General features: G+C 62.5%; 22 protein-coding genes and 1 riboswitch. Of the genes, 7 read left to right on the top strand and 15 right to left on the bottom strand.

What is annotated here, in order from left to right; translation table 11 throughout:
• Positions 1-80: 80 nt before the first annotated feature.
• Positions 81-1,127 carry an iron-siderophore ABC transporter substrate-binding protein gene (locus AS9A_RS02650; RefSeq protein ID WP_158307339.1) on the top strand — a complete coding sequence of 349 codons (1,047 nt, stop codon included), beginning with the start codon at positions 81-83 and terminating at the stop codon, positions 1,125-1,127.
• On the opposite strand, the gene AS9A_RS02645 is transcribed toward AS9A_RS02650, so the two are convergent.
• From AS9A_RS02645 to thiO, 6 genes are all read right to left on the bottom strand, one after another.
• Positions 1,120-2,640, bottom strand: coding sequence for a M28 family peptidase (locus tag AS9A_RS02645; RefSeq protein ID WP_013805348.1), 1,521 nt, complete (start codon positions 2,638-2,640; stop codon positions 1,120-1,122). The two genes, AS9A_RS02650 and AS9A_RS02645, sit on opposite strands and share 8 nt — an antisense overlap.
• Before the next feature lie 177 nt (positions 2,641-2,817).
• Positions 2,818-3,609, bottom strand: a complete 792-nt coding sequence (locus tag AS9A_RS02640; RefSeq protein ID WP_013805346.1) for an ABC transporter permease — start codon at positions 3,607-3,609, stop codon at positions 2,818-2,820.
• The gene (locus AS9A_RS02635; RefSeq protein WP_013805345.1) at positions 3,609-4,553 is read right to left on the bottom strand and encodes an ABC transporter ATP-binding protein; all 945 of its coding nucleotides are present in this window, start codon (positions 4,551-4,553) and stop codon (positions 3,609-3,611) included. The genes AS9A_RS02640 and AS9A_RS02635 overlap by 1 nt, the downstream gene beginning before the upstream one ends.
• Positions 4,554-4,678: 125 nt before the next feature.
• Positions 4,679-5,443 (bottom strand): thiazole synthase, encoded by a 765-nt coding sequence (gene thiG, locus AS9A_RS02630; RefSeq protein WP_041450807.1) that lies wholly within the window; start codon positions 5,441-5,443, stop codon positions 4,679-4,681.
• Positions 5,436-5,663, bottom strand: a complete 228-nt coding sequence (gene thiS / locus AS9A_RS02625) for a sulfur carrier protein ThiS (protein ID WP_013805343.1) — start codon at positions 5,661-5,663, stop codon at positions 5,436-5,438. Before thiS ends, thiG begins: the two co-directional genes overlap by 8 nt.
• Positions 5,660-6,724: a glycine oxidase ThiO gene (gene thiO / locus AS9A_RS02620; protein ID WP_041451426.1), complete on the bottom strand. Its 1,065-nt coding sequence runs from the start codon at positions 6,722-6,724 to the stop codon at positions 5,660-5,662. The genes thiS and thiO overlap by 4 nt, the downstream gene beginning before the upstream one ends.
• Positions 6,719-6,827: riboswitch (TPP riboswitch) on the bottom strand. It overlaps the preceding gene by 6 nt.
• Before the next feature lie 34 nt (positions 6,828-6,861).
• Between thiO and thiE the strand changes: the two genes are divergently transcribed.
• The gene (thiE, locus tag AS9A_RS02615; protein ID WP_013805340.1) at positions 6,862-7,530 is read left to right on the top strand and encodes a thiamine phosphate synthase; all 669 of its coding nucleotides are present in this window, start codon (positions 6,862-6,864) and stop codon (positions 7,528-7,530) included.
• Here the strand turns inward: thiE and AS9A_RS02610 are convergent.
• A complete protein-coding gene (locus AS9A_RS02610) occupies positions 7,520-8,407 on the bottom strand; it encodes an NUDIX hydrolase (protein WP_013805339.1) in 888 nt (295 codons plus the stop codon). The genes thiE and AS9A_RS02610 overlap by 11 nt on opposite strands.
• A 173-nt stretch (positions 8,408-8,580) precedes the next feature.
• Here AS9A_RS02610 and AS9A_RS02605 point away from each other — a divergent pair, with 173 nt between their 5' ends.
• From AS9A_RS02605 to AS9A_RS02595, 3 genes are read left to right on the top strand one after another with little or no spacing between them, the layout of a single operon-like run.
• Positions 8,581-10,023, top strand: a complete 1,443-nt coding sequence (locus AS9A_RS02605) for an MCP four helix bundle domain-containing protein (RefSeq protein ID WP_013805338.1) — start codon at positions 8,581-8,583, stop codon at positions 10,021-10,023.
• Positions 10,020-11,015, top strand: coding sequence for a transporter substrate-binding domain-containing protein (locus AS9A_RS02600; RefSeq protein ID WP_013805337.1), 996 nt, complete (start codon positions 10,020-10,022; stop codon positions 11,013-11,015). Before AS9A_RS02605 ends, AS9A_RS02600 begins: the two co-directional genes overlap by 4 nt.
• Before the next feature lie 57 nt (positions 11,016-11,072).
• Positions 11,073-13,487 (top strand): serine/threonine-protein kinase, encoded by a 2,415-nt coding sequence (locus AS9A_RS02595; protein WP_013805336.1) that lies wholly within the window; start codon positions 11,073-11,075, stop codon positions 13,485-13,487.
• 20 nt (positions 13,488-13,507) lie between these two features.
• Here AS9A_RS02595 and AS9A_RS02590 read toward each other — a convergent pair whose 3' ends face one another.
• The 5 genes from AS9A_RS02590 to AS9A_RS02570 form a co-directional block, all read right to left on the bottom strand.
• Entirely contained in the window at positions 13,508-14,698 is a 1,191-nt protein-coding gene (locus AS9A_RS02590) for an acetate kinase (RefSeq protein ID WP_013805335.1), read from the bottom strand.
• 11 nt (positions 14,699-14,709) lie between these two features.
• Positions 14,710-16,782, bottom strand: a complete 2,073-nt coding sequence (pta, locus tag AS9A_RS02585; RefSeq protein WP_013805334.1) for a phosphate acetyltransferase — start codon at positions 16,780-16,782, stop codon at positions 14,710-14,712.
• Positions 16,783-16,839: 57 nt separating this feature from the next.
• Positions 16,840-17,862 carry a glucose-6-phosphate dehydrogenase (coenzyme-F420) gene (gene fgd / locus AS9A_RS02580; RefSeq protein ID WP_013805333.1) on the bottom strand — a complete coding sequence of 341 codons (1,023 nt, stop codon included), beginning with the start codon at positions 17,860-17,862 and terminating at the stop codon, positions 16,840-16,842.
• A gap of 100 nt (positions 17,863-17,962) precedes the next feature.
• The gene (locus tag AS9A_RS02575) at positions 17,963-19,156 is read right to left on the bottom strand and encodes an O-succinylhomoserine sulfhydrylase (protein WP_013805332.1); all 1,194 of its coding nucleotides are present in this window, start codon (positions 19,154-19,156) and stop codon (positions 17,963-17,965) included.
• Positions 19,157-19,158: 2 nt separating this feature from the next.
• Positions 19,159-19,572, bottom strand: a complete 414-nt coding sequence (locus AS9A_RS02570) for a rhodanese-like domain-containing protein (protein ID WP_013805331.1) — start codon at positions 19,570-19,572, stop codon at positions 19,159-19,161.
• Between the two features lie 170 nt (positions 19,573-19,742).
• On the opposite strand from AS9A_RS02570, the gene AS9A_RS02565 reads away from it, so the two are divergent.
• Positions 19,743-21,116: an FAD-dependent oxidoreductase gene (locus AS9A_RS02565; protein WP_013805330.1), complete on the top strand. Its 1,374-nt coding sequence runs from the start codon at positions 19,743-19,745 to the stop codon at positions 21,114-21,116.
• A 118-nt stretch (positions 21,117-21,234) separates the two neighbouring features.
• Here AS9A_RS02565 and AS9A_RS02560 read toward each other — a convergent pair whose 3' ends face one another.
• From AS9A_RS02560 to purT, 3 genes are all read right to left on the bottom strand, one after another.
• Complete coding sequence (locus tag AS9A_RS02560) at positions 21,235-21,717, bottom strand: DUF456 domain-containing protein (RefSeq protein WP_013805329.1); 483 nt, start codon at positions 21,715-21,717, stop codon at positions 21,235-21,237.
• 23 nt (positions 21,718-21,740) lie between these two features.
• Positions 21,741-22,193, bottom strand: coding sequence for a hypothetical protein (locus AS9A_RS02555; RefSeq protein ID WP_013805328.1), 453 nt, complete (start codon positions 22,191-22,193; stop codon positions 21,741-21,743).
• A 107-nt stretch (positions 22,194-22,300) separates the two neighbouring features.
• Positions 22,301-23,494 (bottom strand): formate-dependent phosphoribosylglycinamide formyltransferase, encoded by a 1,194-nt coding sequence (gene purT / locus AS9A_RS02550; RefSeq protein ID WP_013805327.1) that lies wholly within the window; start codon positions 23,492-23,494, stop codon positions 22,301-22,303.
• Between the two features lie 65 nt (positions 23,495-23,559).
• Here purT and AS9A_RS02545 point away from each other — a divergent pair, with 65 nt between their 5' ends.
• Positions 23,560-23,988, top strand: coding sequence for a hypothetical protein (locus AS9A_RS02545; protein ID WP_013805326.1), 429 nt, complete (start codon positions 23,560-23,562; stop codon positions 23,986-23,988).
• Positions 23,989-24,131 lie beyond the last annotated feature (143 nt).

The raw sequence follows: 24,131 nt of genomic DNA, 5'->3' as shown, positions 1-24,131 counted from the left end.
GTTCGAGTGTGCGTTCAGGCAAGATGAGAGACCGGTAAGGTAAGCCTGTCCAAATGCATTCACACGGAATGGGGTACTTCGTGACACACAAAGCTTGGCGACGTAATGCGGCGCGTGCTGGCTTCAAGAGCAAGATCGTGCTCTCCGTCATTCTCGCCGCCGGCGTCCTCACAGCGGCGTGCGGGTCGACCGACGACGCGGACGCATCCGGCCAAAATTCGCTACCGGCAGCACCCACCGAAGAGGGTGCTTTCCCTGTGACTATCGAGCACCAATTCGGCGAGACAACGATTACCGATGCTCCGCAGCGCGTCGCGGCTGTCGGGCTCGCGGACACTGACGCGCTGCTCGCCCTGGACGTCATCCCAGTCCTGGTCACGCCGTGGGGCGGTGCTACCGAGGCAAGTGTCGGCGAGTGGGCAATAGATGCGCTGGGCGGTACTGAACCCGTTGTTCATGAATACTCGGACGGCATCAACGTGGAGCTGATCGCCAGTACCGATCCAGACCTGATCGTCGCCATCAACCAATCGATTGACCAGTCAACTTACGAGCAACTCAGCGCGATCGCGCCCACTATCGTTCGTCCCGCCGAGTTCATCGACTGGGGCGTGCCCTGGCAAGATGCCACCCGAATGATCGGCGCCGCTGTCGGCCAGCCTGCCCGCGCTGAAGAAGTCGTCGCCGAAACCGAAGACCTGTTCACCCAGGTCCGCTCCGGCCATCCCGAGATCGCGGGCAAAACCGGTGTAGTCATGCTCCTCAATGAGGCCGGTGGGTACTACACGTACACCGAGGAGGACGGCCGCGGCCAGTTCATGAAGGCGCTGGGCTTCACGCTTCCCCCGCAGCTTCGAGAGCTGGAGCAAGAGGGCCAGTTCTATGTCGACGTTTCCGCCGAGAACGCGCCGTTGCTCGAATCCGACATCCTTGTGGTGCTCGCCAACCACAATGCTGCAGAAGTTCTTCGAGACGACGCCGCATTCCAGTCGACGGGCGTGGGCAGGGAGAACCGTTATGTCGTTGTCGATTCCTCAACCGGTGTCGCCATGTCGATGGCGACGGTGCTGAGTATTCCTTACGCCTTGGACCAGCTGGTTCCAGAGATCATCGAACGCGTCAACTGACTGGTTGCCGCAGCAGCTCCCTGTCGTCCCGGGCCGGCACTCCGTACGCCCCGTCGATTTCCTGCGAATAGAACGCCACCGCGTAAGCGACGGCGGGAGCTGTGAGCGTCAGCGCCTCGCGATTGCTGTTTTCCAGGGTGTCGGCATCGGTGTGGTAGTTGCGGTCAAAGCGCCTGCCCGCAACACCACCCCATGCCTCGGCCTGCGCCTCAGTCATGACCTCGTCAGCCCCGGTAAAGATGCCTCCGACGGGGATCCCGGTGGCCATGAACGGCGCGTAGTCCGAGCGGCCATCGAGCACCGAGCCCTCTGCCTCGACGCCAGCGCTATCGAAATAGGCGCGGAAAAGTTGTTCGATCCCCGCTGAACCTTCAGGACCCGGCTCAGCGTCCTCGTCCGCATTCCCTTCGCCGTCGAGCACGAAGTAGCCAGCGTTTTCTGACGCGATCATGTCGAAATTCAGGTAAAGGGCAATATCGAGGCGTTCAGATTCAGACAGCCCATCAACGTAGTCTGTTGACCCCACGAGTCCGTTCTCTTCCGCGCCCCAGAACGCGAAACGTACCGCGTGGGTGCTGTCTGGGTCAGGCCCGAGCAACAGCGCTGTTTCGAGCAGCGCCGCCACCCCGGAGGCATTGTCGTTGATTCCAGGCCCCTCGTCGACACTGTCAAGATGTGCACCCGCGACAATGACGTCCGTCGCGGACCCAGTGCGTGTTTGCGCCACCACACTGCGGGAATGCTGAATCGACGTTTGTGCGTCAACGAGCAGCGTCACGTCCTCGTCCTTCGCGTCGCGCAGTCGCTCGCCCTCGCCCCGGGTCGTCAGCACGGTAGGAACCCGCGCCTCAGGTCCGCTGCCAAGCGAACCATCAATAAGGGTGTCCTCGGTATTAACGATGATGACCGCGATAGCTCCGCGGTCCGACGCGGCCTGCTGTTTTTCCGTGAAGCTGCACTCGCCCCTGTCGACCAGCACGATCCCCCCGGCCGCATCGAGATCGTCGTAGTCACCATCCGTGCACCCCGTGGCTCCTGTCGGGAGAACGACGAGTTCGGCAGCGACTCCCCCATCTGGAGTCGAAGGCGAGTACCGCATCGCACGGCTGAGGACATCCCGGCCCCCAAGCGTGAGGCGCTGAGCGGCGATCTGGAAACGCTCGAACTCGAACTCCGGCGTCTCGACCTCGAAACCAGCTTCTCGCAGCTGGTCGGAGACCATGTCTAGCGACGCCTCGTAGCCCGGTGTGAACGCGGCGCGGGTGCCCCCATTCTCATCAGCTATTCGCTGCAGCGATTCCATGTGGGACCACACTGCATCGACCGATAGCTTGTCTCGGACATACTCCGCGTACTCGAGCGGCGACAGATCATGAGCGACTTCGGGCTCCAAGACGCCGACAGCGTCCGATTCGTCTTGCCCACACCCCGCGAGAAACAAGAGTGCGGCGGCGCTGACAGTGAGGGTCGCTGCAGTGGAACGCGCCATGATCAATCGCGCAAAGAAACGCATCGGTCAATTCCACCATAATGGCGACCACTTGCGCCTAGATAGCGAAGAACCCGGCGCTACTGGGAGCACCGGGTTCCTCGGCCCGGTCTCAACGAGGCGCACCACCGCCCCGGAGTCCGGTTCCCTGTGATTACTCCCGACTAGCAATCACCAGGCATTATCTATTGTCTCAGATTCTCAGGCGTCCCGGGAGTTCACGAGGGCAATACTTGCGGCGAAAACAATCGCGACGAACCCTGCGAAGTAGGCAATTCCGCCCCATGGTCCCCAATGGAAGTTATCCATGCCTGGCATCGTGTCGCCGGTCAGGAAGAGATTGGCGTTCGCGAATGGCAGGAACGGGCCCACATGTTCGCCCACTCGGGGCAGCACCGTGACAATTGATTCGATCACCAGCGGCCACAGGAGAAGGATGGCTACCGCACCCGCGGTCTGCCGCACGATTGCCCCTACCCCCACTGCAAGGAACATCGCGAGCGCCGCGTAAATCGGTATGGCGTAAAGCAACCGGCCCGACTCGGTACCACTGAGGCTGAGTTGCGCGCCTGCTTCTGCTCCAGCAGCTGCCCGCGCGAGGAGAAGTGCACCGACCGTAACGAGCGCGGTCAGGACGGCTGCGAGGACTGCGGTTATTCCGGCTTTTGCCAAGAGCACCTTGCCGCGGTGGTTTGTGGCGAGGAAGGTATTACGCACAACACCAAACCGATATTCACTAGTGACAACTAGTGCCGCAAGAATCATCAGCACTGTGACACCGAACAGATGAATACCCAGGGTGGCTTCAAACGGGTTCAGAAACCATTGTTCGAAACCCGGTTGATCGATCTCCCTATAGTTTTCCCAGGCCATTTTGGCGGAGAAGCCCATGAGCCACGCGAAACCGATTCCAATGGCGATGACTATGCCGCTGCACCACCACGGCGACTTGACTGAGGTGAGCTTAATGCGCTCTGCTGCGATGACGCCCATTAGCGGGCACCTCCCTGGCTTTCGATACCGGCGGCGTGGTACTCGACGCTGTCACCAGTCAGTTTCATGAACGCATCTTCCAGCGATCCGCGCTGTGCTGCGAGCTCGTGCAACGTGATCCGGTGTTCAGCTGCGAGCTCACCGATCGCTTCGGTCGTCGTTCCGGGAATGAGGAACGACGGCGTGCCGTCAGGCCCATTGCCTTCTTCTCGCACAGTCAGCCCCTGTGAGGTGAGTGCAGTCCGGAGGGTATCGCCATGCGGTGAACGAACACGCACCGTTGCTGCGCTTGCGCGCTCGACGAAATCGTCGACCGTGGTGTCTGCGATCAGCTGTCCTTTGCCGATCACGACTAGGTGCTCAGCAGTCTGCGCCATCTCGGACAGCAGGTGGCTCGACACCAGAACCGTGCGGCCTTCCCTGGCTAGCTGCTGCATGAACAACCGGATCCAGCGGATCCCTTCAGGGTCCAGACCGTTGACGGGCTCATCAAAGAGCAGAACCTCGGGATCACCGAGCAAGGTAGCGGCGAGACCCAGGCGCTGCGACATACCCAGGGAAAACCCGCCAGCCTTCTTACCCGCGACCGCGGTGAGCCCCACCATTTCGAGCACCTCGTCCACCCGTTTGGTGGGGATGTCGTTGGTGGCCGCCATCCACCGCAGGTGGCTGCGCGCCGACCTGTTGGGATGCACCCACTTGGCGTCCAGCAAGGCCCCGACATGCCTCAATGGATCCTTTAGTTCGTGGTAGTGCTTCCCGTTGATGGTCGCAGTCCCCGCGGTGGGTCGGTCGAGCCCCAGAATCATGCGCATCGTTGTGGACTTCCCCGCACCGTTCGGGCCGAGAAAGCCGGTCAAAATGCCAGGGCGGACGTCGAAGGTCAGGTTGTCTACCGCCTTCGTCTGCCCGAACACCTTGGTCAGGCCCCGTACTTCGATCATGACCAGAAGTGTGCCCTACACCGGGAAGTGCGCACATCGTCCGGAAGTCTTGATCTCCGTCATACCTGAGTATGATTCGCCCCTGAGACGATCCCCCTGAGCCAGTCCCGAAGGGTGCCGCCGCCTCAGACTCCGTCCCGCTCGGGAGACGAGGCTTCAGCCCAGAGCCGCTTGGGGATGCGGCCCGCTTCTCTCGCCAGACGCCCGGCAGTGACGGCGGCCGACATTGCTGCGGCCATACGAGCGGGGTCATCAGCACGAGTGACTGCTGTGGCAAGGAGCACCGCGTCGCAGCCGAGTTCCATCGCGAGGGCCGCGTCACTCGCGGTGCCGATCCCGGCATCGAGAATCACGGGCACAGATGCGCGTGCCACGATCATGCCGATGTTGTGCGGGTTGTTGATCCCCAGCCCGGTACCGATCGGCGAACCCAGCGGCATCACCGCTGCACAGCCCGTTTCTTCCAGTCGCTTCGCGAGCGCAGGATCATCGTTTGTGTACGGCAAGACCGTGAAGCCGTCATCGACGAGCTGTTCCGCCGCGCTAAGCAGTTCCGTCGGATCGGGAAGCAAAGTGCGGTCATCCGCGACGACCTCGAGCTTCACCCAGTCCGTTTCGAGCGCTTCGCGCGCGAGCTTCGCAGTCAATACTGCTTCCCGAGCAGTGCGGCAGCCCGCCGTGTTCGGCAGCATCTGGATTCCCAGTCGCTTGAGCAAGTCCAGTACACCGGTGCCGCCCGCGAGGTCTGCTCGGCGGATTGCCACCGTGGTCATCTCGGTCCCCGAGGCCACGAGCGCCTCCTCCAGGACATCCAGATTCGAAGCACCCCCAGTACCCATGATGAGTCTCGAGGTGAACGTGCGGTCAGCGATTGCGAGTAAGTCACCCACCTTGCACCGCCGTGACAATCTCGATGCGCGATGCCGGGTGCACGAGAGTCTGCGGCCAGTCAGCCTTAGGCACAACGTCACCGTTCACCGCGATGGCAAGGCCTTTCTCCGGCAGGCCGAGCGAGCTCAGCAGGTCAGTGAGCGAACTCCCGTCCGTAAACTCTCGCCATTCGCCGTTGACCTGGACTTCGCGAATCGCACCGTTCGTTTGACGGCTCATGAGAACCTCCTTGGATTCGTGTGTTTCGTTTCGTCGAGCGGCGCACCGCTCAGCTCCGCGACGACGGCGTCGGCGGTGAGCGGTGCGAGCAGAATGCCCCCGCGACCGTGCCCCGCAGCTAGAGTCACTCTTTCGTCTATACGCCCGAGCAGGGGCATGTTGTCGGGGGTAGCAGGACGCAATCCTGCGATGCACTCGGCAAACCCGTACTCCGAGATCCCCGGGAAAATGGCCTCTGCGTCAGCGAGGAGATCGCGGACACCACCGGCAGTGACCTGCGTTTCGAACCCTGCTTCGTACTGCGTGGCACCGATAACGAGTCCATGCGCGCGCGGCACCAGGTACACATGGCGGCCGTGCACCCACGCCCGCACGGTCCGCGTTGGCGGCGCCGGTGCACCGTTACGGCGGTGCAAGCGGAGGACCTCCCCTTTGACCGGTCGCACGGGGGCTCCTTTGACCAGTTTGCCTGTCCATGCCCCGGCTGCGACAACAACCTGTTCGTGCGGCAGGACATCGATATCAGTGACCCGCTCCGCGATCCGCTGCACTCCCGAGGCGTGGCAAGCGGCCGTGAGGGCCTTGAGGAGTCTCCGATTGTCTACCGCGCGCTCCGCATCAGCGCTGAAGCCAGGCCGCAGGGCACGAGTGAGTTCGGGTTCAGCGTCCCGAAGTTCCGCGCGACTGAGCGCACCAACGGGATGGCCCTGGTCCGCGAGCCAGTCCCGGATACGACTCAGGTCCCGCGCGTCGGCTTCATCGACCGCGACCGTGACCGTCGACCGCGACGTGACAATTCCGGCGGCAAACGCGTCTAATTCCGCCGCGAAATCATCCCAGCGGGCGAGCGACGCGAGACCGAGCTCGAGCAATCGCTCCTCGCCAGGCCAGCCCTCGCTGAGGGGGGCAAGCATGCCGCCAGCAACCCACGATGCCGATTGTTCAGCCTGGCATGGCTCGTACAAAGTGACGCGCCAGCCCGCAATTGACGCCCGCCACGCGACGGCGAGCCCGATGACACCGCCACCGACAATAGCCAGAGTTCCTGATTTATCCTTCACTGTTCCTGTACTCCCTGCGCCAGCATTATCCGGATCAGGTTTGACGGTCGGAGCGGCGCGCTCCCTCTCAGCCCACGTTCCATGAGCTCCCGCGAGATTGTGTGACATCTCCACCGTAGCCCGATACGGTCAACAATGTGGAATCTCCGCGTGAACGACTTCGAACGGCCCAGCTTTACTTGTGCACCGACGCTCGGCGCGATAAAGACGATCTAGCCGAATTCGCCGAGGCCGCGCTTTCTGGTGGTGTCGACATCATCCAGCTGCGTGACAAGGGCTCCCCAGGTGAGAAGCAATACGGTCCGCTCGAGGCGCAGCACGAGATCGCGGCACTCGCAATTCTCGGCGCTGCCGCGAAACGTCATGGCGCGCTCCTCGCGGTGAACGACAGGGCCGACATTGCGCTCGCTGCGGGCGCAGACATCCTGCACCTCGGGCAAGACGACCTGCCCGTTCATTACGCACGAAAAATTCTCGGAGAGCGGCCCCTCATCGGCCGCTCAACTCACAATGCGGAACAGGCACGAGACGCCGCGATTGAGGAAGGTGTCGACTATTTCTGTGTCGGCCCCTGCTGGACAACTCCGACGAAGCCCGGGCGAAGCGCGGCAGGGCTTGGGCTGGTGCGGTCGACAGCCGACCATGCTCCCGCGCGGCCCTGGTTCGCGATCGGCGGCATCGATGAGGAACGTCTTCCTGAGGCAGTCGCGTCGGGCGCGCAGCGCATCGTTGTTGTGCGCGCGATTACTGAGGCCACCGACCCCCACGCGGCGGCGCAGCGAATAAAAGCGGCACTCACCGGTTAGCTCGCGCGGCGACCTCACCGGCGCTGTCGAGCCACGACAGCAAAGCGGACGGTCCGAGAATGCTGACACCCGTTGGCAGCCGGTCTCGCAGACCCCGGTCCGCCGTCACCACGACCGTGTGCACAGCCGACTGACTAGCGTGGTCCGCCACGGAGCACAACCGCACGATTTCGTCGTCGCCACTGCCCGAAGCGTGATGCAGGCGGCTGAGCGGCAGCCGTTCGATCGCGCGTGCGGCGCCTTCGAGGACAAGATCGAGTTCTGTCAGCCACCCGTAGCCACCGTCCGGCAATGCCACCGTCCTGGGCAGCGTGGATACAATTTCCTCCGCAAGCGCCCGGGTCGCGCCGACGCGGTCGCGCCACCATCCGTTTGCCCGTGACCCCACCACATTGGCGGTGTCGACGATCAGACGCAACGGACGGGCAGTCAGTGCTGGCCAACTTGCCGCGAGGCCAGTGTGTAGCGGGTACTCGGTGACCTCGCCCTCACGCACCCATTCCAGGTCGAGGCTCTCATGATTCGGGACTGTTTCGAGAGTCTCCTCAGCGTCAGCGACAACAGTCGTGTAGGTCCATCCAGGCAACTCACCCGCGGTAGTCACTACTGCGCGCACGCGAATCCGATCCGCCGCAATGCCTGCTTCCTCCTGCGCCTCGCGGAGCGCTGCGTGCACCTCGGATTCGTGACTGTCCCGCGCACCGCCCGGCAATGCCCACGTGCCGCCCTGGTGGCTCCACTCTGCACGGTGCTGTAACAGAACGACGGAAGTTCCGCCCTCGCCCGGGGCACGGAGCAGAAGGCCCGCCGCGCCATGTTTACCCCAGCGTCTCGCCCCGTCGCCGCCGATCACCCAGCCGTCACCGTCGCCACGCATTACGCACCCTCAATCCGCTACTGATTACGTCCCCCACAGTAATGGTGTTGTCGCAAACACATCACGATCGCGACACGACCCCCGGACGAACGTAATGAGACGCCCACAGGAGAAGATGAAAGGTATACGACAGGATAAGGGGCCCGGCGAACGCTCTCGGGAGGTGCAACGCGATGCCTAAGTCTTCAGGCGCGCAGAAGCACGAGCCCGCGTCCTTCGGATTCAACCGTTTCGGCATAGACCCATCTGCAGCCTTACCGGATGCCGAAGCCACACCGGAATGGCTGATGCCGAAGGCGCATAAGCCTGCGCCGCGAAAAAAATATGCGAAGTACTACCCCACTCAAGCCAGCCTCGTCAGCGACGTCGCGAACTCGAGCCCGGGCAAACTTGTGCTCGCGGGATTTGTCCTCATCCTGATGTGCATCACCGCGGGGGCGGTGACTGCGACGTCGATCAGCGCTCGCCAGGATCAGCTTGACACGATGATCAGCAGTACAGAGCCCATCGCGCACTCCGCGCTGGAGCTGTATAGCGCCCTATCGATCGCTGACGCCGCGGCAAGCACCGCGTTCGTTTTCGGTGGAATCGAACCTGAGGAGCTGCGCACCCGCTACCTACAGGCAACGATGGATGCGTCACGCGCGCTGGTCAATGCGTCGTCGCAGGTGGGCGAAGGTAATTCACGCGCCCAGAGGCTGCTCGCGGAAATAGCTATGCAGTTGCCGGTCTACACAGGCCTTGTCGAGAGCGCCCGCTCCAACAATCGGGTCGGCAATCCCGTAGGGGCGGCGTACCTGAACGAGGCATCGCATGTGATGCGCACCCGGGTGCTGCCACTTTCTGAAGACCTGTACCGGACCCGGGCCGTCCGGGTTGCTGCGGCGCACGAGACGTTCATCCGCCCGCCATGGCTCGCGGTGTTCGCGGTATTTTTCGTCATCGTGGCGCTTGTTGGCGCGCAATTCCGGCTCGCCCGTAAGACTCAGCGAACCATCAACGTCGGCTGGCTTGTCAGCACACTACTCATGACGCTGGTTCTCGTCTGGCTTCTCACCGTCGGGCTGTATTCACGTGCCGAAGCGACCCGCGCCGCAGATGAGGGTGCCCGCCCGCTGGAGGCTCTCGCGACGATGCGAATACTCGCACAGCAAGCGCGCGGTGATGAAACGCTCGGGCTTGCACGGCGCGGTGAGGCAGCTGAGCTTGAAGCCAACTTCCGCTCCACCTCGGCGAAACTCACCGAACGGCTCGACCAGCTGCAAGACGATGACCGAGTGTCCGTCGGACGTCGCGCGATCGACAGCGCGATAGCCGCGAATGCCCAGTGGGTTGCGGCGCACGATCGGCTGACAGAGCTTTACAGCGCAGGGGATCACCTTGGAGCAGCCCGAATCGCCGTCGGCCCCGGTGAACGAGACTCGACTGCGAACTTCGCGGCACTCGACGGTGCGCTCCAGGATGGGATCAATGACACCCGGGCAGAGATGCGGAGCTCGCTGATTCGTGCGCGCACTGCGCTCGTGTTCGCCGCCGGCGGCGTACTCGGGTTATCGGTCGCCGCTGGCCTTGCGATCGCCGCTGGCGTATGGCCCCGGCTGCGGGAGTACCAATGAACCGGCCGTCACGCCGTATGGCATCGCTAGCAGGCCTGGGCCTGGCAGCCGTTGTTGCCCTCTCGGGGTGTGCTTTGCCAGATCCCGCGCCGGGTGTCCCGCAGACGTATCCATCCATGCCGATGCCAAGCGGAGCTGAGATCGTCCCCCAGCCGGACGAGGTCGAGCCGCCACCAAGCCTCGAATGTGACCCCACCGCGAGCCTGCGCCCCACCGAGCCCAATCCGCCGCCGGGAGAAATCCGACCGGAGAACCCGGTTTCCGAGATCTACGAGCGCGGACGCCTCATCGTGGGACTGGACGCGGGAAGCAACCTGTTCAGCTTCCGTGATCCCCTCACTGGAGACCTCGTGGGATTCGACGTGGACATCGCTCGCGAAATCGCGCGCGACATCTTCGGTGATCCCGACCGGGTCGAGTTCGAGATCTTGACCTCCGCTGAGCGGTTGACTGCTCTGGAAAATTCGCAAGTGGACGTTGTTGTGAAGACGATGACCATCACATGCGAGCGGCGCGAGCGCGTCGAGTTTTCCACCTCGTATTTCCAGGCTTACCAGCGCATCCTCACGGTCAGCGGCTCCGGCATCAACAGCGCCGAGGATCTGGCGGACCGAACCGTCTGCGTCGTGCGGGGAACAACGTCTCTCGCGCGCATTCAGCGCCTACAGCCTGCTGCGACGATCTTGGGCGTTCCCGCCTGGGCTGATTGCCTCGTGGCGCTGCAGCAGGGTCAAGCGGACGCCATCTCGACCGACGACTCCATCCTGGCAGGACTCAACGCCCAGGATCCCTACCTCGAGATCGTCGGCGGATTTCTCAGTTCGGAACCGTATGGGGTCGGCATCAACATCAACAATCAGGACCTTGTCCGATTTGTGAACAATACGCTCGAACGGATCCGCACCGACGGCACCTGGAATCGGCTTTACCAGGGGTGGCTCTCGGTGCTCGGGCCGTCACCCGGACCACCCCCTCCCCGGTACGGCGATTAGCGTGCTTCGCCTCTGCCTCCCCGCTAGATCCCGACTAGCCGCACAGGGTTCGCCATCATGACAGATCATCCTTCTCCCGATCACGCCGCCGCTTCTGACAGCGGTCACCCGGCAGATGCCGCCGCAACCGCGGCGGTTCACGTCGGGAGCGAGGACACCGCCGAAACTGATGAAGGCACTCAGGCGGTACACATGGAACCTGGCACGATGACGGCCGGCGGAACCGTCTTCGTGGCACCTGCGTCAGGTGATGCGACCTCGGCGACCGTCGTATCCACAGGCGGAACCAAACGGTCAGGCGGACGCTTCGTGCGCACCCGGACCGGCGGCAATCTCCGACTGGGCGGAGGGCTCGTCGAAATCCCGGCAGTCCCGCCAATCGACCCGACCACCGCGATTCTGACAAACCCCGCAGTCCCCGAATCAGAGCGTTTCTGCCTCCACTGCGGTGAACCCGTGGGACGATCGCGAGGCGGTGAGAAGGCCGAGCCCGACGGTGTCTGCGGGACCTGCGGACATCCCTACTGGTTCACGCCACTGCTGCGCGAGGGCGACATCATCGCCGGTCAGTATGAGATCCGCGGGTGCCTCGCGCACGGCGGACTCGGCTGGATCTACCTGGCAATCGACCGCAACGTCGAAGACCGCTGGGTGGTGCTGAAAGGCCTCCTTCATTCCGGGGACGCAAAAGCTCAAGCCGTCGCCATGGCGGAACGGCGGTTCCTCGCTGAGGTCTCTCATCCGAGCATCGTCAAAATCTACAATTTCGTCGAGCACGTGAACCGTAGCGGTGAGACCGTCGGCTACATCGTCATGGAATACGTGGGTGGTACTACGCTGCGCCACCTCGTGCAGAACCGGCGCAAGGCCACGGGAGACTCCGACGTCTGCATGCCCGTCGAGCATGCGATCGTCCTCATCCAGGAAACCCTGCAGGCACTTGGCTATCTTCATGCGCTCGGACTCACCTACAACGATCTCAAGCCCGACAACGTGATGATCACCGATGAGGGCATCAAGCTGATCGATCTCGGCGCCGTCGCTGCGATCGAGAGCTACGGCTACATCTTCGGCACCCCCGGTTTCCAGGCCCCGGAACTCGCCCGTACTGGACCGACCGTAGCGTCGGATATCTACACCGCGGGCCGCACCCTCGCTGCTCTGACCACGCGGATGCCAACGGAAAACGGCGTCTACAAACCCGGTCTGCCCACGCCAGACCAGGAGCTGCTGTTCCGCGAGCACGAGTTTTTCTATCGGCTGCTGCTGCGCGCGACAAACTCCGATCCGGAAAAACGTTTCACGTCCGCAGAAGAAATGTCGCGGCAGCTGACCGGTGTGCTGCGGGAAGCGCTCGCACAGAAACGCGGCGAGCCCCATCCAGGCATGTCGACGATGTTCAGTCCTCAGCGCACCGCGTTCGGCACTGATCAGGCAGTCCGCCAGACAGACGTCTACGTGGATGGGCATCTGCGCGACATGCACGTCGAAGCCCGCGACGTCGTTGCTGCGCTGCCGCTGCCGCTCGTCGATCCATCGGACCCGGCTGCTCGTTTGCTCGCCGCCACGGCAGCCAGCGACCCCAGTGAGATCCTCGATTCGATCCGCAAAATTCGCGAAACGGCCAGTGAGGACCGCGCCGCCGCGGCGGATACCAGCGCGTCAGCCGACTTCGAGGAGAGTCTCGCGGTGCCGCTCGCTGAGATCCGCGCCCACATCGATCTCGGCGAGCCGGAACAGGCCCGCGAGCTCATCAACCAGTTGCGAACCGACAACCAGGCGGACTGGCGACTTGACTGGTTCAGCGGCTTCACCGAATTACTCGTTGGCGAATTTCAGGAAGCGTTCGACCACTTCGAATCAGTGCTCAGTGCGCTGCCCGGCGAGTACGCCCCTAAAGTCGCGCTCGCCGCCACCGCTGAGCTCATCCTCGACCACTGGGAGACTGACGACGACGAGGTGTGGCACCGGTTCGCGGAGAAGTATTACCGCAGTGTCTGGCGCACGGACCGGAATGTCGTCAGCGCAGCATTCGGGCTCGCTCGCCAGCTGGTCCACGCAGGCAACCGTGCCGGTGCGGTCACCGAACTTGACCAGGTTCCCCTAAGTTCGCGGCATTACAATGTCGCTCGTCTGTCGAGCGTCATGGCATTGATCGGCGGCAGGCCGGTCGACCAGATCAATGAGCTCGAATTGCGTGAGGCGGCCCGCCGGGTCGAGATGGTTCCTGAAACAGAACGGCGCTCCCTGCAGATGCGCGTCGTGGTTCTCGGCGTGGCGCTCGACTGGCTGCGGACGGGAAACCATGCACGCTACCCCGAGCCGTTTTTGGGCGTCACGCTCACTGAGGAGTCCCTCCGCGGGAGTACCGAGCGTGCGCTTCGCATTCTGGCCCGTAACGCACCGGAACGCCGCCACCGGTACCGCCTTGTTGATCTCGCGAACGCGATCCGGCCACGCAGTATCTTCTGACGCCCCAAGTGACGCACTCGTCAAAGGTCGTTCGCCAGCGCCGCCGCAGCGCGCGCGATGGCGAGTTCTTCGTTCGTCGGGACGACGAGCACCGTCACCTTGCTGTCCGGTGCTGAGATGATCCGAGGTCCCTTGTCACGGCGCTGGTTCGATTCGGGGTCGACGACTATGCCCAACTCCTCGAGGTCAGCAAGAGCGTCGGCCCGCACATGCGGGGCGTTCTCCCCCACCCCGGCGGTGAAAGTGATGACGTCAAGACGGCCCAGCGCCACCATGTACGCACCGACATATTTGCGCAGACGGTGCACATACACCTCATAGGCGAGGGTGGCGGATTGATCGCCTGCCGAAACGAGTTCGCTCAGTTCACGGAAGTCGTTGACCCCACAGAGCCCCCTCAGTCCAGACCGCCGATTGAGGAGCTCATCGAGATCACCCACAGTCATCCCCGCAGATCGGCGCAAGTGCAGCAGAATCCCCGGGTCGATATCACCCGATCGGGTTCCCATCACCAGCCCCTCCAGAGGTGTCAGCCCCATCGAGGTGTCGATCGCAACGCCACCTTGCACCGCGGATGCCGACGCCCCGTTGCCGAGATGCAGGATTATCTGGTTCACGTCGGACAGAGGCCGCCCAAGGAACTCCGCGACCTGCTCCGACACGTAGTGGTGTGATGTGCCGTGGAAGCCGTACCGCTGAACCCCATGCTCTTCGGCGAGCTTCGCATCGATCGCGTAGGTGTTCGCCGCCCTGGGCAACGTCCGGAAGAACGCGGTATCGAACACCGCCACATGCGGGACATCCGGCAGCAGGGCACGCGCCACCTCGATACCAAGCAGATTCGGTGGATTGTGCAGAGGCGCGAGCGATGACAGTTTGTCAACCTCGGTGATCACGTCGTCAGTGACCAGCGTGGGCTTGGAGAACACCTTGCCGCCATGGACTACTCGGTGCCCAACCGCACTAACGCCGAACTCTGCAAGGGCAGCGCCATCGCGGCTGAACATGTCAAACGCCAGTTGCAGTCCCGCGCGGTGATCCGCGATCGGCTCCGTCGACTCGGATTCACCCACTCGATCACTATGCGTGATGCGCCCCTCAGCCTCACCGATGCGCTCAACGAGCCCTGACGCCAGCACGTCACCCGCTTCCGGTTCAACGAGCTGGTATTTGATCGAGGATGAGCCCGAATTGATAACGAGAACAGCCACCAGGTGCCGCCTTACTTCTGTGCCTGAATCGCTTGCGCCTGGATAGCGGTAATCGCGACCGTGTTGACGATGTCCTGCACCAGTGCGCCGCGTGAAAGATCATTCACTGGCTTGTTCAGGCCCTGCAGGACGGGGCCGATAGCGACAGCGCCAGCACTGCGCTGCACCGCCTTATACGTGTTGTTGCCCGTGTTCAGGTCGGGGAAAACGAGGACGGTTGCCTGCCCGGCGACCGGTGAATCAGGCATTTTCGATTTCGCCACCGAAGGTTCCACAGCCGCGTCGTACTGGATGGGGCCGTCCACGAGAAGGTCCGGGCGGCGTTCCCGGACGAGCTTCGTCGCTTCACGCACTTTGTCGACGTCCGCACCGGAACCGGAGTCACCCGTCGAGTACGACAGCATCGCCACCTTGGGGTCCACCCCGAACTGGGCGGCGGTCTCAGCGGACGAAATCGCGATGTCAGCGAGCTGCCCTGCGTCGGGCATCGGAACTACAGCGCAGTCCCCATAGGCGAGCACCTTGTCGGCCAGACACATGAGGAAAATGCTCGACACCGTCGAACAGTTCGGGAGTGTTTTGATGACTTCGAAAGCAGGCCGGATAGTGTGCGCGGTGGTGTGTACGGCACCGGAGACCATGCCGTCCGCGATGTCCATATGGACCATCATCGTGCCAAAGTAGGCCACATCGACCATGAGCTCGAGGGCACGCTCATGCGTCATGCCGCGATGTTTGCGCACCCGCGTGTATTCCGCAGCGAACTTTTCGAGAAGCTCCGAAGTCGCCGGGTTGATGACATCCGCGGCATCGAGGTCGAGGCCAAGCTCCGCCGCGCGCCTGCGGACCGGGCCCTCGTCACCAAGCAGGGTCAAATTCGCCACTTCACGCTGCAGGAGCCGGCTTGCCGCGCGCAGGATCCGGTCGTCTGTCGCTTCGGGCAGAACAATGTGCTTGCGGTCTGCCCGGGCCCGGTCGATCAGCTGGTACTCGAACATCTGCGGTGTCATCACCGAGGGCATTTCCAGTTTCAATTGTTCAATCAGGCGAGGCGCATCAACGTGCTTCTCCATAAGCCCGATCGCGGTATCAACCTTCCGCTGCGACCCGACACCGACACGGCCCCGTGTTTCTGCTGCGATGCTGGCGGTCTGGAACGTGCCGTACTCGGACGTGATGATCGGCAGTTTGGGTTTCAGCCCCTCGACGAGTTTTTCGATGCTCTTGTGCGGCAGCAGGCCACCGTTGAAGATGATGCCTGCGAGCGACGGGAAACCTTCCGCCTCATGCGCCATGACCAGCGCGAGCAGAACGTCGGACCGGTCCGCGGGGGCGATCACCGCGGCGCCTTCCTTCAGTCGCTCAAGAAGGTGCTCGGCCGTCATCGCGCCGACCAGAACTGAGGTCGCCTCGCGCTGCAGCAACTCGGGGTCACCGGAATACAAGTCCCCTTTGAGCGCATCGAGCAATTCCTGCATAGTGGGCGACACCATTAGTGGCACTTCGGGCAGTGCCCACGCCGCCACACCTGTTTCGTCGAGAGCCGCTTCCACCTCGTTGAGCTTCTCCGGATCACACCGGTTCGCGACGATCGCTACGGCGTGTGCCTTTACTGATCGCAGTTCAGAAAGACAAAGGTCAGCGGCCTGTTTGATTGTCTCCGGGTCGCGTCCACTGCCGCTCAGCGCGAGGAGCACAGGCGCGCCGAGGTTGACGGCGACTCGCGCGTTGAAAGTCAGCTCGGTGGGGCTGACAACGTCTGTGTAGTCCGACCCGACGACCACCACTGCGTCACAATGCTCCGCCAGCAGGTGATAACGGCGGACGATCTCCGAGAGTGCGCCCTCTGGGTCGCGGTGAACATCGCTGTAGGTGACACCGATGCACTGGTCGTAGGAGACGTCAGCCGTCGTATGTTCGAGCAGCATCTCGAGGATGTAGTCGCTCTCGTCGTTCGACCGGGCGAGGGGCCGGAAGACGCCCACGCGGGCTGCGGTGAGCCCTAGGAAGTGCAGGACTCCCAGCGCGATCGTGGACTTTCCGGTGTCACCTGATGGCGCAGCGATATAAACACTCGACGGCATGGCCCCTATTCTTACGGCATTCCTGACGTTGCGCCCAACAAGGCCAGAAATCGCCGCTCAGCTCTGCGTGAGTTCACGCAGTCTTGGCGCCAAGTCACGCTCGAACAGTTCGAGGAAGCGTTTTTGATCGTGCCCTGGCGCATGGAAAACAAGGTGATTCAGCCCCGCGTCGACGTATTGTGCGATCTGTTTGACCGCTTCATCGGGATCCGCGGAGACGATCCATCGCTTGGCGACCTGCTCAAGTGGAAGTTCGTCCGCTAGTCGCTCCATCTCTGCTGAACTGGAAACAGAGTGCTTCTGCTCCGGCGTCAGACTGAGTGGTGCCCAGAACCGGGTGTTCTCGAGCGCCTTATCGTAGTCGGTGTCATACGACAGCTTGATCTCGATCATCTTGTCGACGTCGGCTGGATTCCGGTCTGCTGCCTTGGCGCCCTCAGCTACCGCAGGGATCAGCTTGTCGGTGTAGAGCTCCATGCCCTTGCCTGAGGTGCAGATGAAACCATTGCCGGCCCGGCCTGCATACTTTGCGACCACAGGTCCGCCCGCCGCGACGTACACGGGTATGGGGCTTTCCGGCCGGTCATAAATCGTGGCATCAACAGTGTGGTAGTAGTCGCCGTCGAACGTCACATTGTCTTCGGTCCAGAGCTGACGCATCAGCCTGATCGACTCGCGCAGCCGCGCGAAACGCTCTTTGAACTCCGGCCACGGCTGTTCATCAGTGACGTTGTACCCGGTCGCAATCTCGTTCAGCGCCTCACCGGTCCCCACACCCAGCATGATGCGTCCCGGGTAGAGCACCCCCATCGTGGCGAATGCTTGCGCGATAACGGCTGGGTTGTAGCGAAACGTGGGTGTCATGACGGAGGTTCCGATGAGCACTCGCTCGGTCCGTTCACCAACCGCCGTCATCCAGGCCAGGGAAAACGGCGCGTGACCGCCCGTGTGCCGCCACGGCTGAAAGTGATCGCTGACGGTGACGGAATCCATGCCGCACCGCTCGGCATACACACCGAATTCAACGAGGTCTCTGGGCGCGAACTGTTCGGCGGAAGCCTTGTAACCAATTTTCAGCACGATTCCACGCTACTACGGGGCTCCGGTGTTCAAACGACCCAAAGGCATGTAGTTGGTACACGAATACGTCACCAACTACATGTCTTCTGCCCATCCGAAGTTACTTAAGTGCCTGCTCGAGATCGTCGAGCAAATCATCCGTGTGCTCGAGCCCCACTGAAATCCGCACCACCCCGTCCGTGACACCAATCGCCGCGCGGCCCTCCGGTCCCATTGCGCGGTGCGTCGTCGTCGCGGGATGCGTGATGAGCGTCTTGGAGTCTCCGAGATTGTTGGAGATATCGACGATTTTCAGCTTGTCCAGCACCTCGAAAGCACGGGCTTTACCGTCCGGTGCGTCTAACTCGAACGTCACCACGGTACCGCCGCCCAGCATCTGGCTTTTTGCCAGCTCGTACTGCGGATGGGATTCGAGATACGGGTAGCGGACCCAGCGAGTCGCGTGATGGTCGTCCAGGAATCGCGCGATCTTCAGCGCTGATTCGGTTTGCTGCTGGACACGAATACCCAGCGTCTCGAGTCCCTTTAACATCACCCAGGCATTGAAAGGACTGAGCGCGGGTCCCGTGTGCCGCATCAGCGTTTGGACAGGACCGTCGATGTAGTCCTTCGGCCCCAGGACTGCCCCGCCGAGCACCCGGCCCTGGCCGTCGATGTGCTTCGTGCCGGAGTAGACGACGATATCGGCACCAAGATCGAAGCCGCGCTGCAGCAGCGGCGTCGCGAAAACATTGTCGAGCACGACCTTCGCCCCGGCAGCGTGCGCCATCTCGGTGACACGACGGACGTCCACCAGGGTCTGCATCGGATTAGCGGGCGTCTCGAAGAACACTGCGTCCGCAGGCTTCGACAGGGCGCGCTCCCACTGCTCGAGGTCTTCGCCGTCGACGAACTCCGTCTCAATACCCCAGCGCGGCAGGATCTCGTTGCATACCACGAAGCACGAGCCGAACAGGCTGCGCCCGGCGACCAATCGATCGCCCGCCTTCAGCAGCGCACCTAGTGAGACGAAAACCGCCGCCATGCCGCTTGCAGTGCCGAAGCACGCCTCTGCGCCATCGAGTTGGCGAAGCCGCTCTTGAAACATCGCGACCGTCGGGTTGCCATACCGCGAGTAGACGTAGCGATCGCCATTGATGAACGCCTGTTCAGCCGCGCCGGCGGACTCGTAGACGTAACCAGACGTCAAGTACATCGCCTCGGCCGTCTCCTCGAACCCCGAGCGCGTGAGGCCACCTCGAACCGCGATCGTTTCAGGCCGGACTGTCTCCGGCAGTTCGCGGGGCGTCGGCATACTCATGACTGCCTCCACGGAAAGCCAAGCGCACGCCAGCCCACCTTGCCGCGGTGGCTTTCCTCATCGAGGCCGCCTTCGAATCCGTCGAGCATGTTGTACGCCGGTCCAAGCCCAGCGGACGTCGCGAGCTGAGCCGCGCCGATCGACCGTTGACCAGAACGGCAGAGGAAGATCACCGGCTGTTCAGGGCCCACACCGGCTGCCGAAAGCTCGTTCAGGAAGTCGGCGTTACGTGCGCCTGACGGGAATTTCACCCACTCCACGAGGACCGTCCGTTTTTCCAAAGATGAGACATCGGGCACACCGACGTAGCTCCACTCAGCCTGGGTGCGGACGTCGACCAGAACCGCCTCAGGGTTGTCGCGCAGAATTTCCCACGCCTGTTCAGGGCTCAAATCACCTGCATAGCTCACATCTATAGGGTTTCATACATTCGGTACATGATGCACAGGAGGGCGGGCATTCTTTCCCGGCTTCCACTCCCCGCATGTGCGTGCACACTAACCAGCGGCCCCACGACGCGAAGTTCTACTCTAGACTGATCAGTCGACTGTCCGCTTCGGAATGAGGTAGAGCGCTTCTGATGACTGACCAGAATCGGCCCTTGCGTGTCGGGATCGTCGGATCCGGCCCCGCCGGGATCTACGCCGCAGATGCCCTGATGAAATCAGACGTCGCGTCCGACCGCGGGGTCACCATCGATATCTTCGAGCGGATGCCGGCGCCTTTCGGCCTGATCCGGTACGGAGTCGCCCCCGACCACCCGCGGATCAAAGGCATCATCACCGCGCTCCACAAGGTCCTCGATAAGCCGCAGGTGCGCCTGTTCGGCAACGTCGACTACGGCTCGGACATGGATCTGGGCACGCTGCACTCGTTCTACGATGCAGTCATCTTCGCCACAGGCGCCAACGCGGATCGCGCACTCAGCATCCCCGGCATTGAGCTCGACGGCTCCTACGGTGCCGCTGACTTCGTGTCCTGGTATGACGGCCACCCAGACGTGGCGCGCGAGTGGCCGCTCAACGCCGACAAGGTCGCCGTGCTCGGCGTCGGCAACGTCGCACTCGACGTGGCGCGCGTGCTCGCGAAGACCGCTGACGAGCTCCTCGAGACCGAGATCCCCCACAACGTCTACGAGTGCCTGAAAGAGAACAAGGCCACCGAGGTACACGTATTCGGCCGTCGTGGGCCAGCTCAAGCTAAGTTCACTCCGCTGGAACTCAAAGAGCTTTCGCACTCCCCAAACGTCGAGGTCATTGTCGATCCCGAAGACATCGACTACGACGAGGCATCTGAGATCGCACGGCGTTCGTCCAAGATCGTCGACCAAGTCGCGAACATCATTCAGGACTACGCGATCCGTGATCCGCAGGACCTGCCAAACAAGATCTTCCTGCACTTCTTCGAAAATCCCACCGAGATCCTCGGTGCGGACGGCAAGGTTGTCGGCCTGCGCACTGAGCGAACCGAGCTCGATGGCACCGGCAACGTTCGTGGCACCGGACAGTTCAGGGACTGGGACGTCCAGGCCGTGTACCGGGCTGTCGGCTACCTCTCCGAGAACATCGCGAAACTGCCGTTCGACGAGCAGGCCGGAACCGTGCCCAACGAAGCCGGCCGTGTTATCGGCGACAACGGCGAACATCTCGGCGGGATCTATGTCACCGGCTGGATCAAGCGCGGTCCGATCGGGCTCATCGGACACACCAAGGGTGACGCCAACGAGACCATCGCGTGCCTGATCGAGGACATCCCGAACCTGCCCGCACCCGAGCACCCTGGGGAAGACGAGATCGTCGCGTTCCTGGACAAGCAGCGAGTCCCGTACACCACATGGGACGGCTGGTACCGACTCGACGCCCACGAACGCTCACTCGGCGAACCACACGGCCGTGAGCGGATCAAAGTCGTCGAACGCGACGAGATGCTGCGCGCGAGCGGCGCTGACGACTGACCATCCGCTTAGGGCACCACAGACCGTCTCTGCGGAACAGGACCCCACTGCAGGCGGTGTGTGGCCGGGTTTAAGGGTGTACGGCGGAAGGTGCTCATAGGGGCGTTCATAGGGGCGTTCATAGCACCCATGCGCCCACCGCCCACGTCACGGCGGCCGCTAGCGCGCCGAGCAACTGGATAAGCGTCGAAACCACGACGGCCTTGGTGGCCTGCACCGTGGCGTTCCAGGCTGCTTCGGGACGGCGGACGCGGGCACTTTCGGCGAGAAACGTCCCGCCAATGAATCCGATGAACAGCCCGATGACCGGGATTACGAAGAACCCGATGACGGCCGCTATCAGCCCGATGACGATGGAACGCATCGGAACCCCGGCTTCCCGCAGCGATTTGCCAGGCCACGTGTATTGCAGGATTCCTGTGGCGACCAGGAAGCCAGTCGCTATGAGAAACACTATCCAGCCAGTCGAGGTCCCCTCGAAGATCGCCCACACGAGGACGGCGCCGAAGACGATGACGACACCGGGGAGTACGGGCACGATGATGCCCGCGATTCCGATGAGGATCACGACGGCGATGATGATCTCGCCCACCAGGTTCATGGCAACACCGTAGCGGGGCGCGCCTATCCTCCGAAGTTCTGGTCGATGGTCTCTTCTTTGAAGCCGTACAGATAGTCAGCGTCTTCAGAGACGAACCACTCGTTGCAGGTAAGCGTGCTCTCGGATTCTCGGTCTGCGGGCCACCAGCTAGCTTCAAGCGATGCCGAGGAGACCGGCGGTTCAGAGGGTTCGCACCACTCTGGCAGTTCCTCTGCGGACGCCTTCAGTCGTAAGATGCGTTCGTTGCCCGTGGTTCGGACGACTTCGTCGATATCGCTGGCGTCGTCGGGCACCCACTGCGGGAGAACCTTGTCAGCTTTTCCTTCGGCGCCCGTCTCGAACGTGAACTCCGTGGTTTTCGATTGACGCTCGAACCCTGCCCAGCACCCCGCGAGAGCAAACACACCTACTCCCGCTATTCCGCTGAGAACCATTGCCTTTTCGATGCGTGCCAGACGCTGCGCTTTCGTTTCCATGTTTCCCAGATTATGGCGCTGAGCTGCGAAAATAATCGGCCCGCGGGAGGAACTGCGCGTCATACCTGGGGCGGACCACGACTGTAGCGAGTCGGGGTATCCCCTGATTAGTCGACGATGGTTCTGACGCACGCCGCAGCGTCGCGGGCACGCTGCCGAGCCACATCGATGTTCTCGGCGCTCGCTACTGCAACGCCCATCCGCCGGAACTCGTAACTCTCTGGCTTCCCGAAAAGCCGCACGTCCACTCCGGGCACGGCAAGGGCTTTTGGGACGCCCTCGAACCGCACGTGCTTCGCGTCTACTCCCCCGTAAATCACGGCCGATGCACCCGGGGAGCGCAGCGCCGTGTCGACGGGCAGCCCCAGGATCGCGCGAGCGTGCAGTTCGAATTCTGAGAGGCGCTGGGTGGCCATGGTGACCAGGCCAGTGTCATGCGGTCGCGGGCTGACTTCCGAGAAGTACACGTCGTCCCCGGCGACGAAAAGTTCGACGCCGAAGATCCCCCGGCCGCCCAAGGCGCCTGTCACCTTCTGCGCGATGTCACGGGCCGCGCTGAGCGCTCGCTCCGACATGGGGTGTGGCTGCCAGGATTCGATGTAGTCGCCGCGTTCCTGCTTGTGACCGATCGGTTCGCAGAAGTACGTTTCGATCTCACCGTCTGCGAGGGCACGGACAGTCAGCTGCGTGATCTCGTAATCGAAATCGACGAAACCCTCGATGATGACGCGACTCCGATTGACCCGGCCACCGGCGAGCGCGTACTCCCAGGCGACTTTCAGCGTCTCGGCGTCGTGCGCAACTGATTGACCTTTGCCCGACGACGACATCACAGGTTTGATGACGCAGGGATACCCGATTCGGTCCGCAGCCTCTTCGAGCTCTTCAACAGAATCGGCGAATGCGTAGGGCGAGGTCCGCAGCCCAAGTTCCTCCGCGGCGAGACGGCGGATCCCTTCACGGTTCATTGTCAGCTGGGTTGCGCGCGCAGTGGGAATCACCTCCGTGCCGCCACGCTTCTCCACCTCAGCGAGCGCGTCGGTGGCGATCGCCTCGATCTCGGGGACGATGAAGGCCGGACGCTCCCGCTCGATAAGTGCGAGCAGCGCGTCACGGTCCGTCATGTCGATCACATGACCATGGTGTGCGACGTGGTGCCCGGGAGCGTTTTCGTAGCGGTCGACGGCAATGACCTCGACGCCGAGCCGCTGGAAGGCGATGATCACTTCTTTGCCCAGCTCGCCAGCACCGAGCAACATCACCCGTGTTGCGCGCTGACTCAGCGGCGTTCCGATGATCAACGTGCGTTCCTCCTTGGTGCGGGTCCCGTGACGAGACGAGACTATCTGGTGAGACGATGTCCCGGATGGATACTCAGCTTGCGCTCGAAACGCGGGTCGCCCTGACGGCAGCCGGATTGATCTTCATCTGGGCTCTTGTCCTTGGCGTGTGGAAGTACGTGCAGATCACGAAATCGCCGACTCATCAGGCTCACATCTACGTTGATATCGCGCACCGGGCCGCCCTGCTCTATGCGTTCGCAGCGCTACTCCTTGCCCCGTTTGCCGAGCTCAGCGGCTGGCCAACGGCAGTGAATGTGGCCAGCGTGCTCGCGGTTGTCATCTTTTTCGTCGCCGCGATCGGTTCGTACGTCTTTCACGGCTGGAAGCGGGATACGGACAACCAGTTCGCACATCCCGTGGGGCTGCTTCACCCCTTTATGATCGCGCTGATCGCAGCTGAGATCGGCGGATTCGTCATTCTTTTCGCCGGTTTTATCAACACGCAGTTCTAAATTGATCCGCAGAGCGATGAGCCGGACATCACACTAAACGAAATCACAGGTATGACAGGGTAAACCTGCCTGCGGAGCGGAATCGCGCAAGGGATCCACAACACACGTCCAACCGATTCCACCACACGCCCCTTACCCTTAAC

Origin of the sequence: Hoyosella subflava DQS3-9A1 (assembly GCF_000214175.1) — a bacterium.
In the GTDB taxonomy this organism is placed as follows: Bacteria; Actinomycetota; Actinomycetes; order Mycobacteriales; family Mycobacteriaceae; genus Hoyosella; species Hoyosella subflava.
Note: the sequence above shows the minus strand (reverse complement) of the source record. Positions and strands in the feature narration are given on the sequence as shown.

Excerpts from the sequence above, each read along its gene's own strand:
- AS9A_RS02645 (WP_013805348.1), bottom strand. The coding sequence starts at position 2,640 with ATGCGTTTCTTTGCGCGATTGATCATGGCGCGTTCCACTGCAGCGACC.
- AS9A_RS02640 (WP_013805346.1), bottom strand. The coding sequence starts at position 3,609 with ATGGGCGTCATCGCAGCAGAGCGCATTAAGCTCACCTCAGTCAAGTCG.
- AS9A_RS02635 (WP_013805345.1), bottom strand. The coding sequence starts at position 4,553 with ATGATCGAAGTACGGGGCCTGACCAAGGTGTTCGGGCAGACGAAGGCG.
- thiS (WP_013805343.1), bottom strand. The coding sequence starts at position 5,663 with ATGAGCCGTCAAACGAACGGTGCGATTCGCGAAGTCCAGGTCAACGGC.
- AS9A_RS02610 (WP_013805339.1), bottom strand. The coding sequence starts at position 8,407 with ATGCGTGGCGACGGTGACGGCTGGGTGATCGGCGGCGACGGGGCGAGA.
- AS9A_RS02605 (WP_013805338.1), top strand. The coding sequence starts at position 8,581 with ATGCCTAAGTCTTCAGGCGCGCAGAAGCACGAGCCCGCGTCCTTCGGA.
- AS9A_RS02600 (WP_013805337.1), top strand. The coding sequence starts at position 10,020 with ATGAACCGGCCGTCACGCCGTATGGCATCGCTAGCAGGCCTGGGCCTG.
- AS9A_RS02595 (WP_013805336.1), top strand. The coding sequence starts at position 11,073 with ATGACAGATCATCCTTCTCCCGATCACGCCGCCGCTTCTGACAGCGGT.
- pta (WP_013805334.1), bottom strand. The coding sequence starts at position 16,782 with ATGCCGTCGAGTGTTTATATCGCTGCGCCATCAGGTGACACCGGAAAG.
- AS9A_RS02575 (WP_013805332.1), bottom strand. The coding sequence starts at position 19,156 with ATGCCGACGCCCCGCGAACTGCCGGAGACAGTCCGGCCTGAAACGATC.
- AS9A_RS02565 (WP_013805330.1), top strand. The coding sequence starts at position 19,743 with ATGACTGACCAGAATCGGCCCTTGCGTGTCGGGATCGTCGGATCCGGC.
- AS9A_RS02560 (WP_013805329.1), bottom strand. The coding sequence starts at position 21,717 with ATGAACCTGGTGGGCGAGATCATCATCGCCGTCGTGATCCTCATCGGA.
- AS9A_RS02555 (WP_013805328.1), bottom strand. The coding sequence starts at position 22,193 with ATGGAAACGAAAGCGCAGCGTCTGGCACGCATCGAAAAGGCAATGGTT.
- AS9A_RS02545 (WP_013805326.1), top strand. The coding sequence starts at position 23,560 with ATGGATACTCAGCTTGCGCTCGAAACGCGGGTCGCCCTGACGGCAGCC.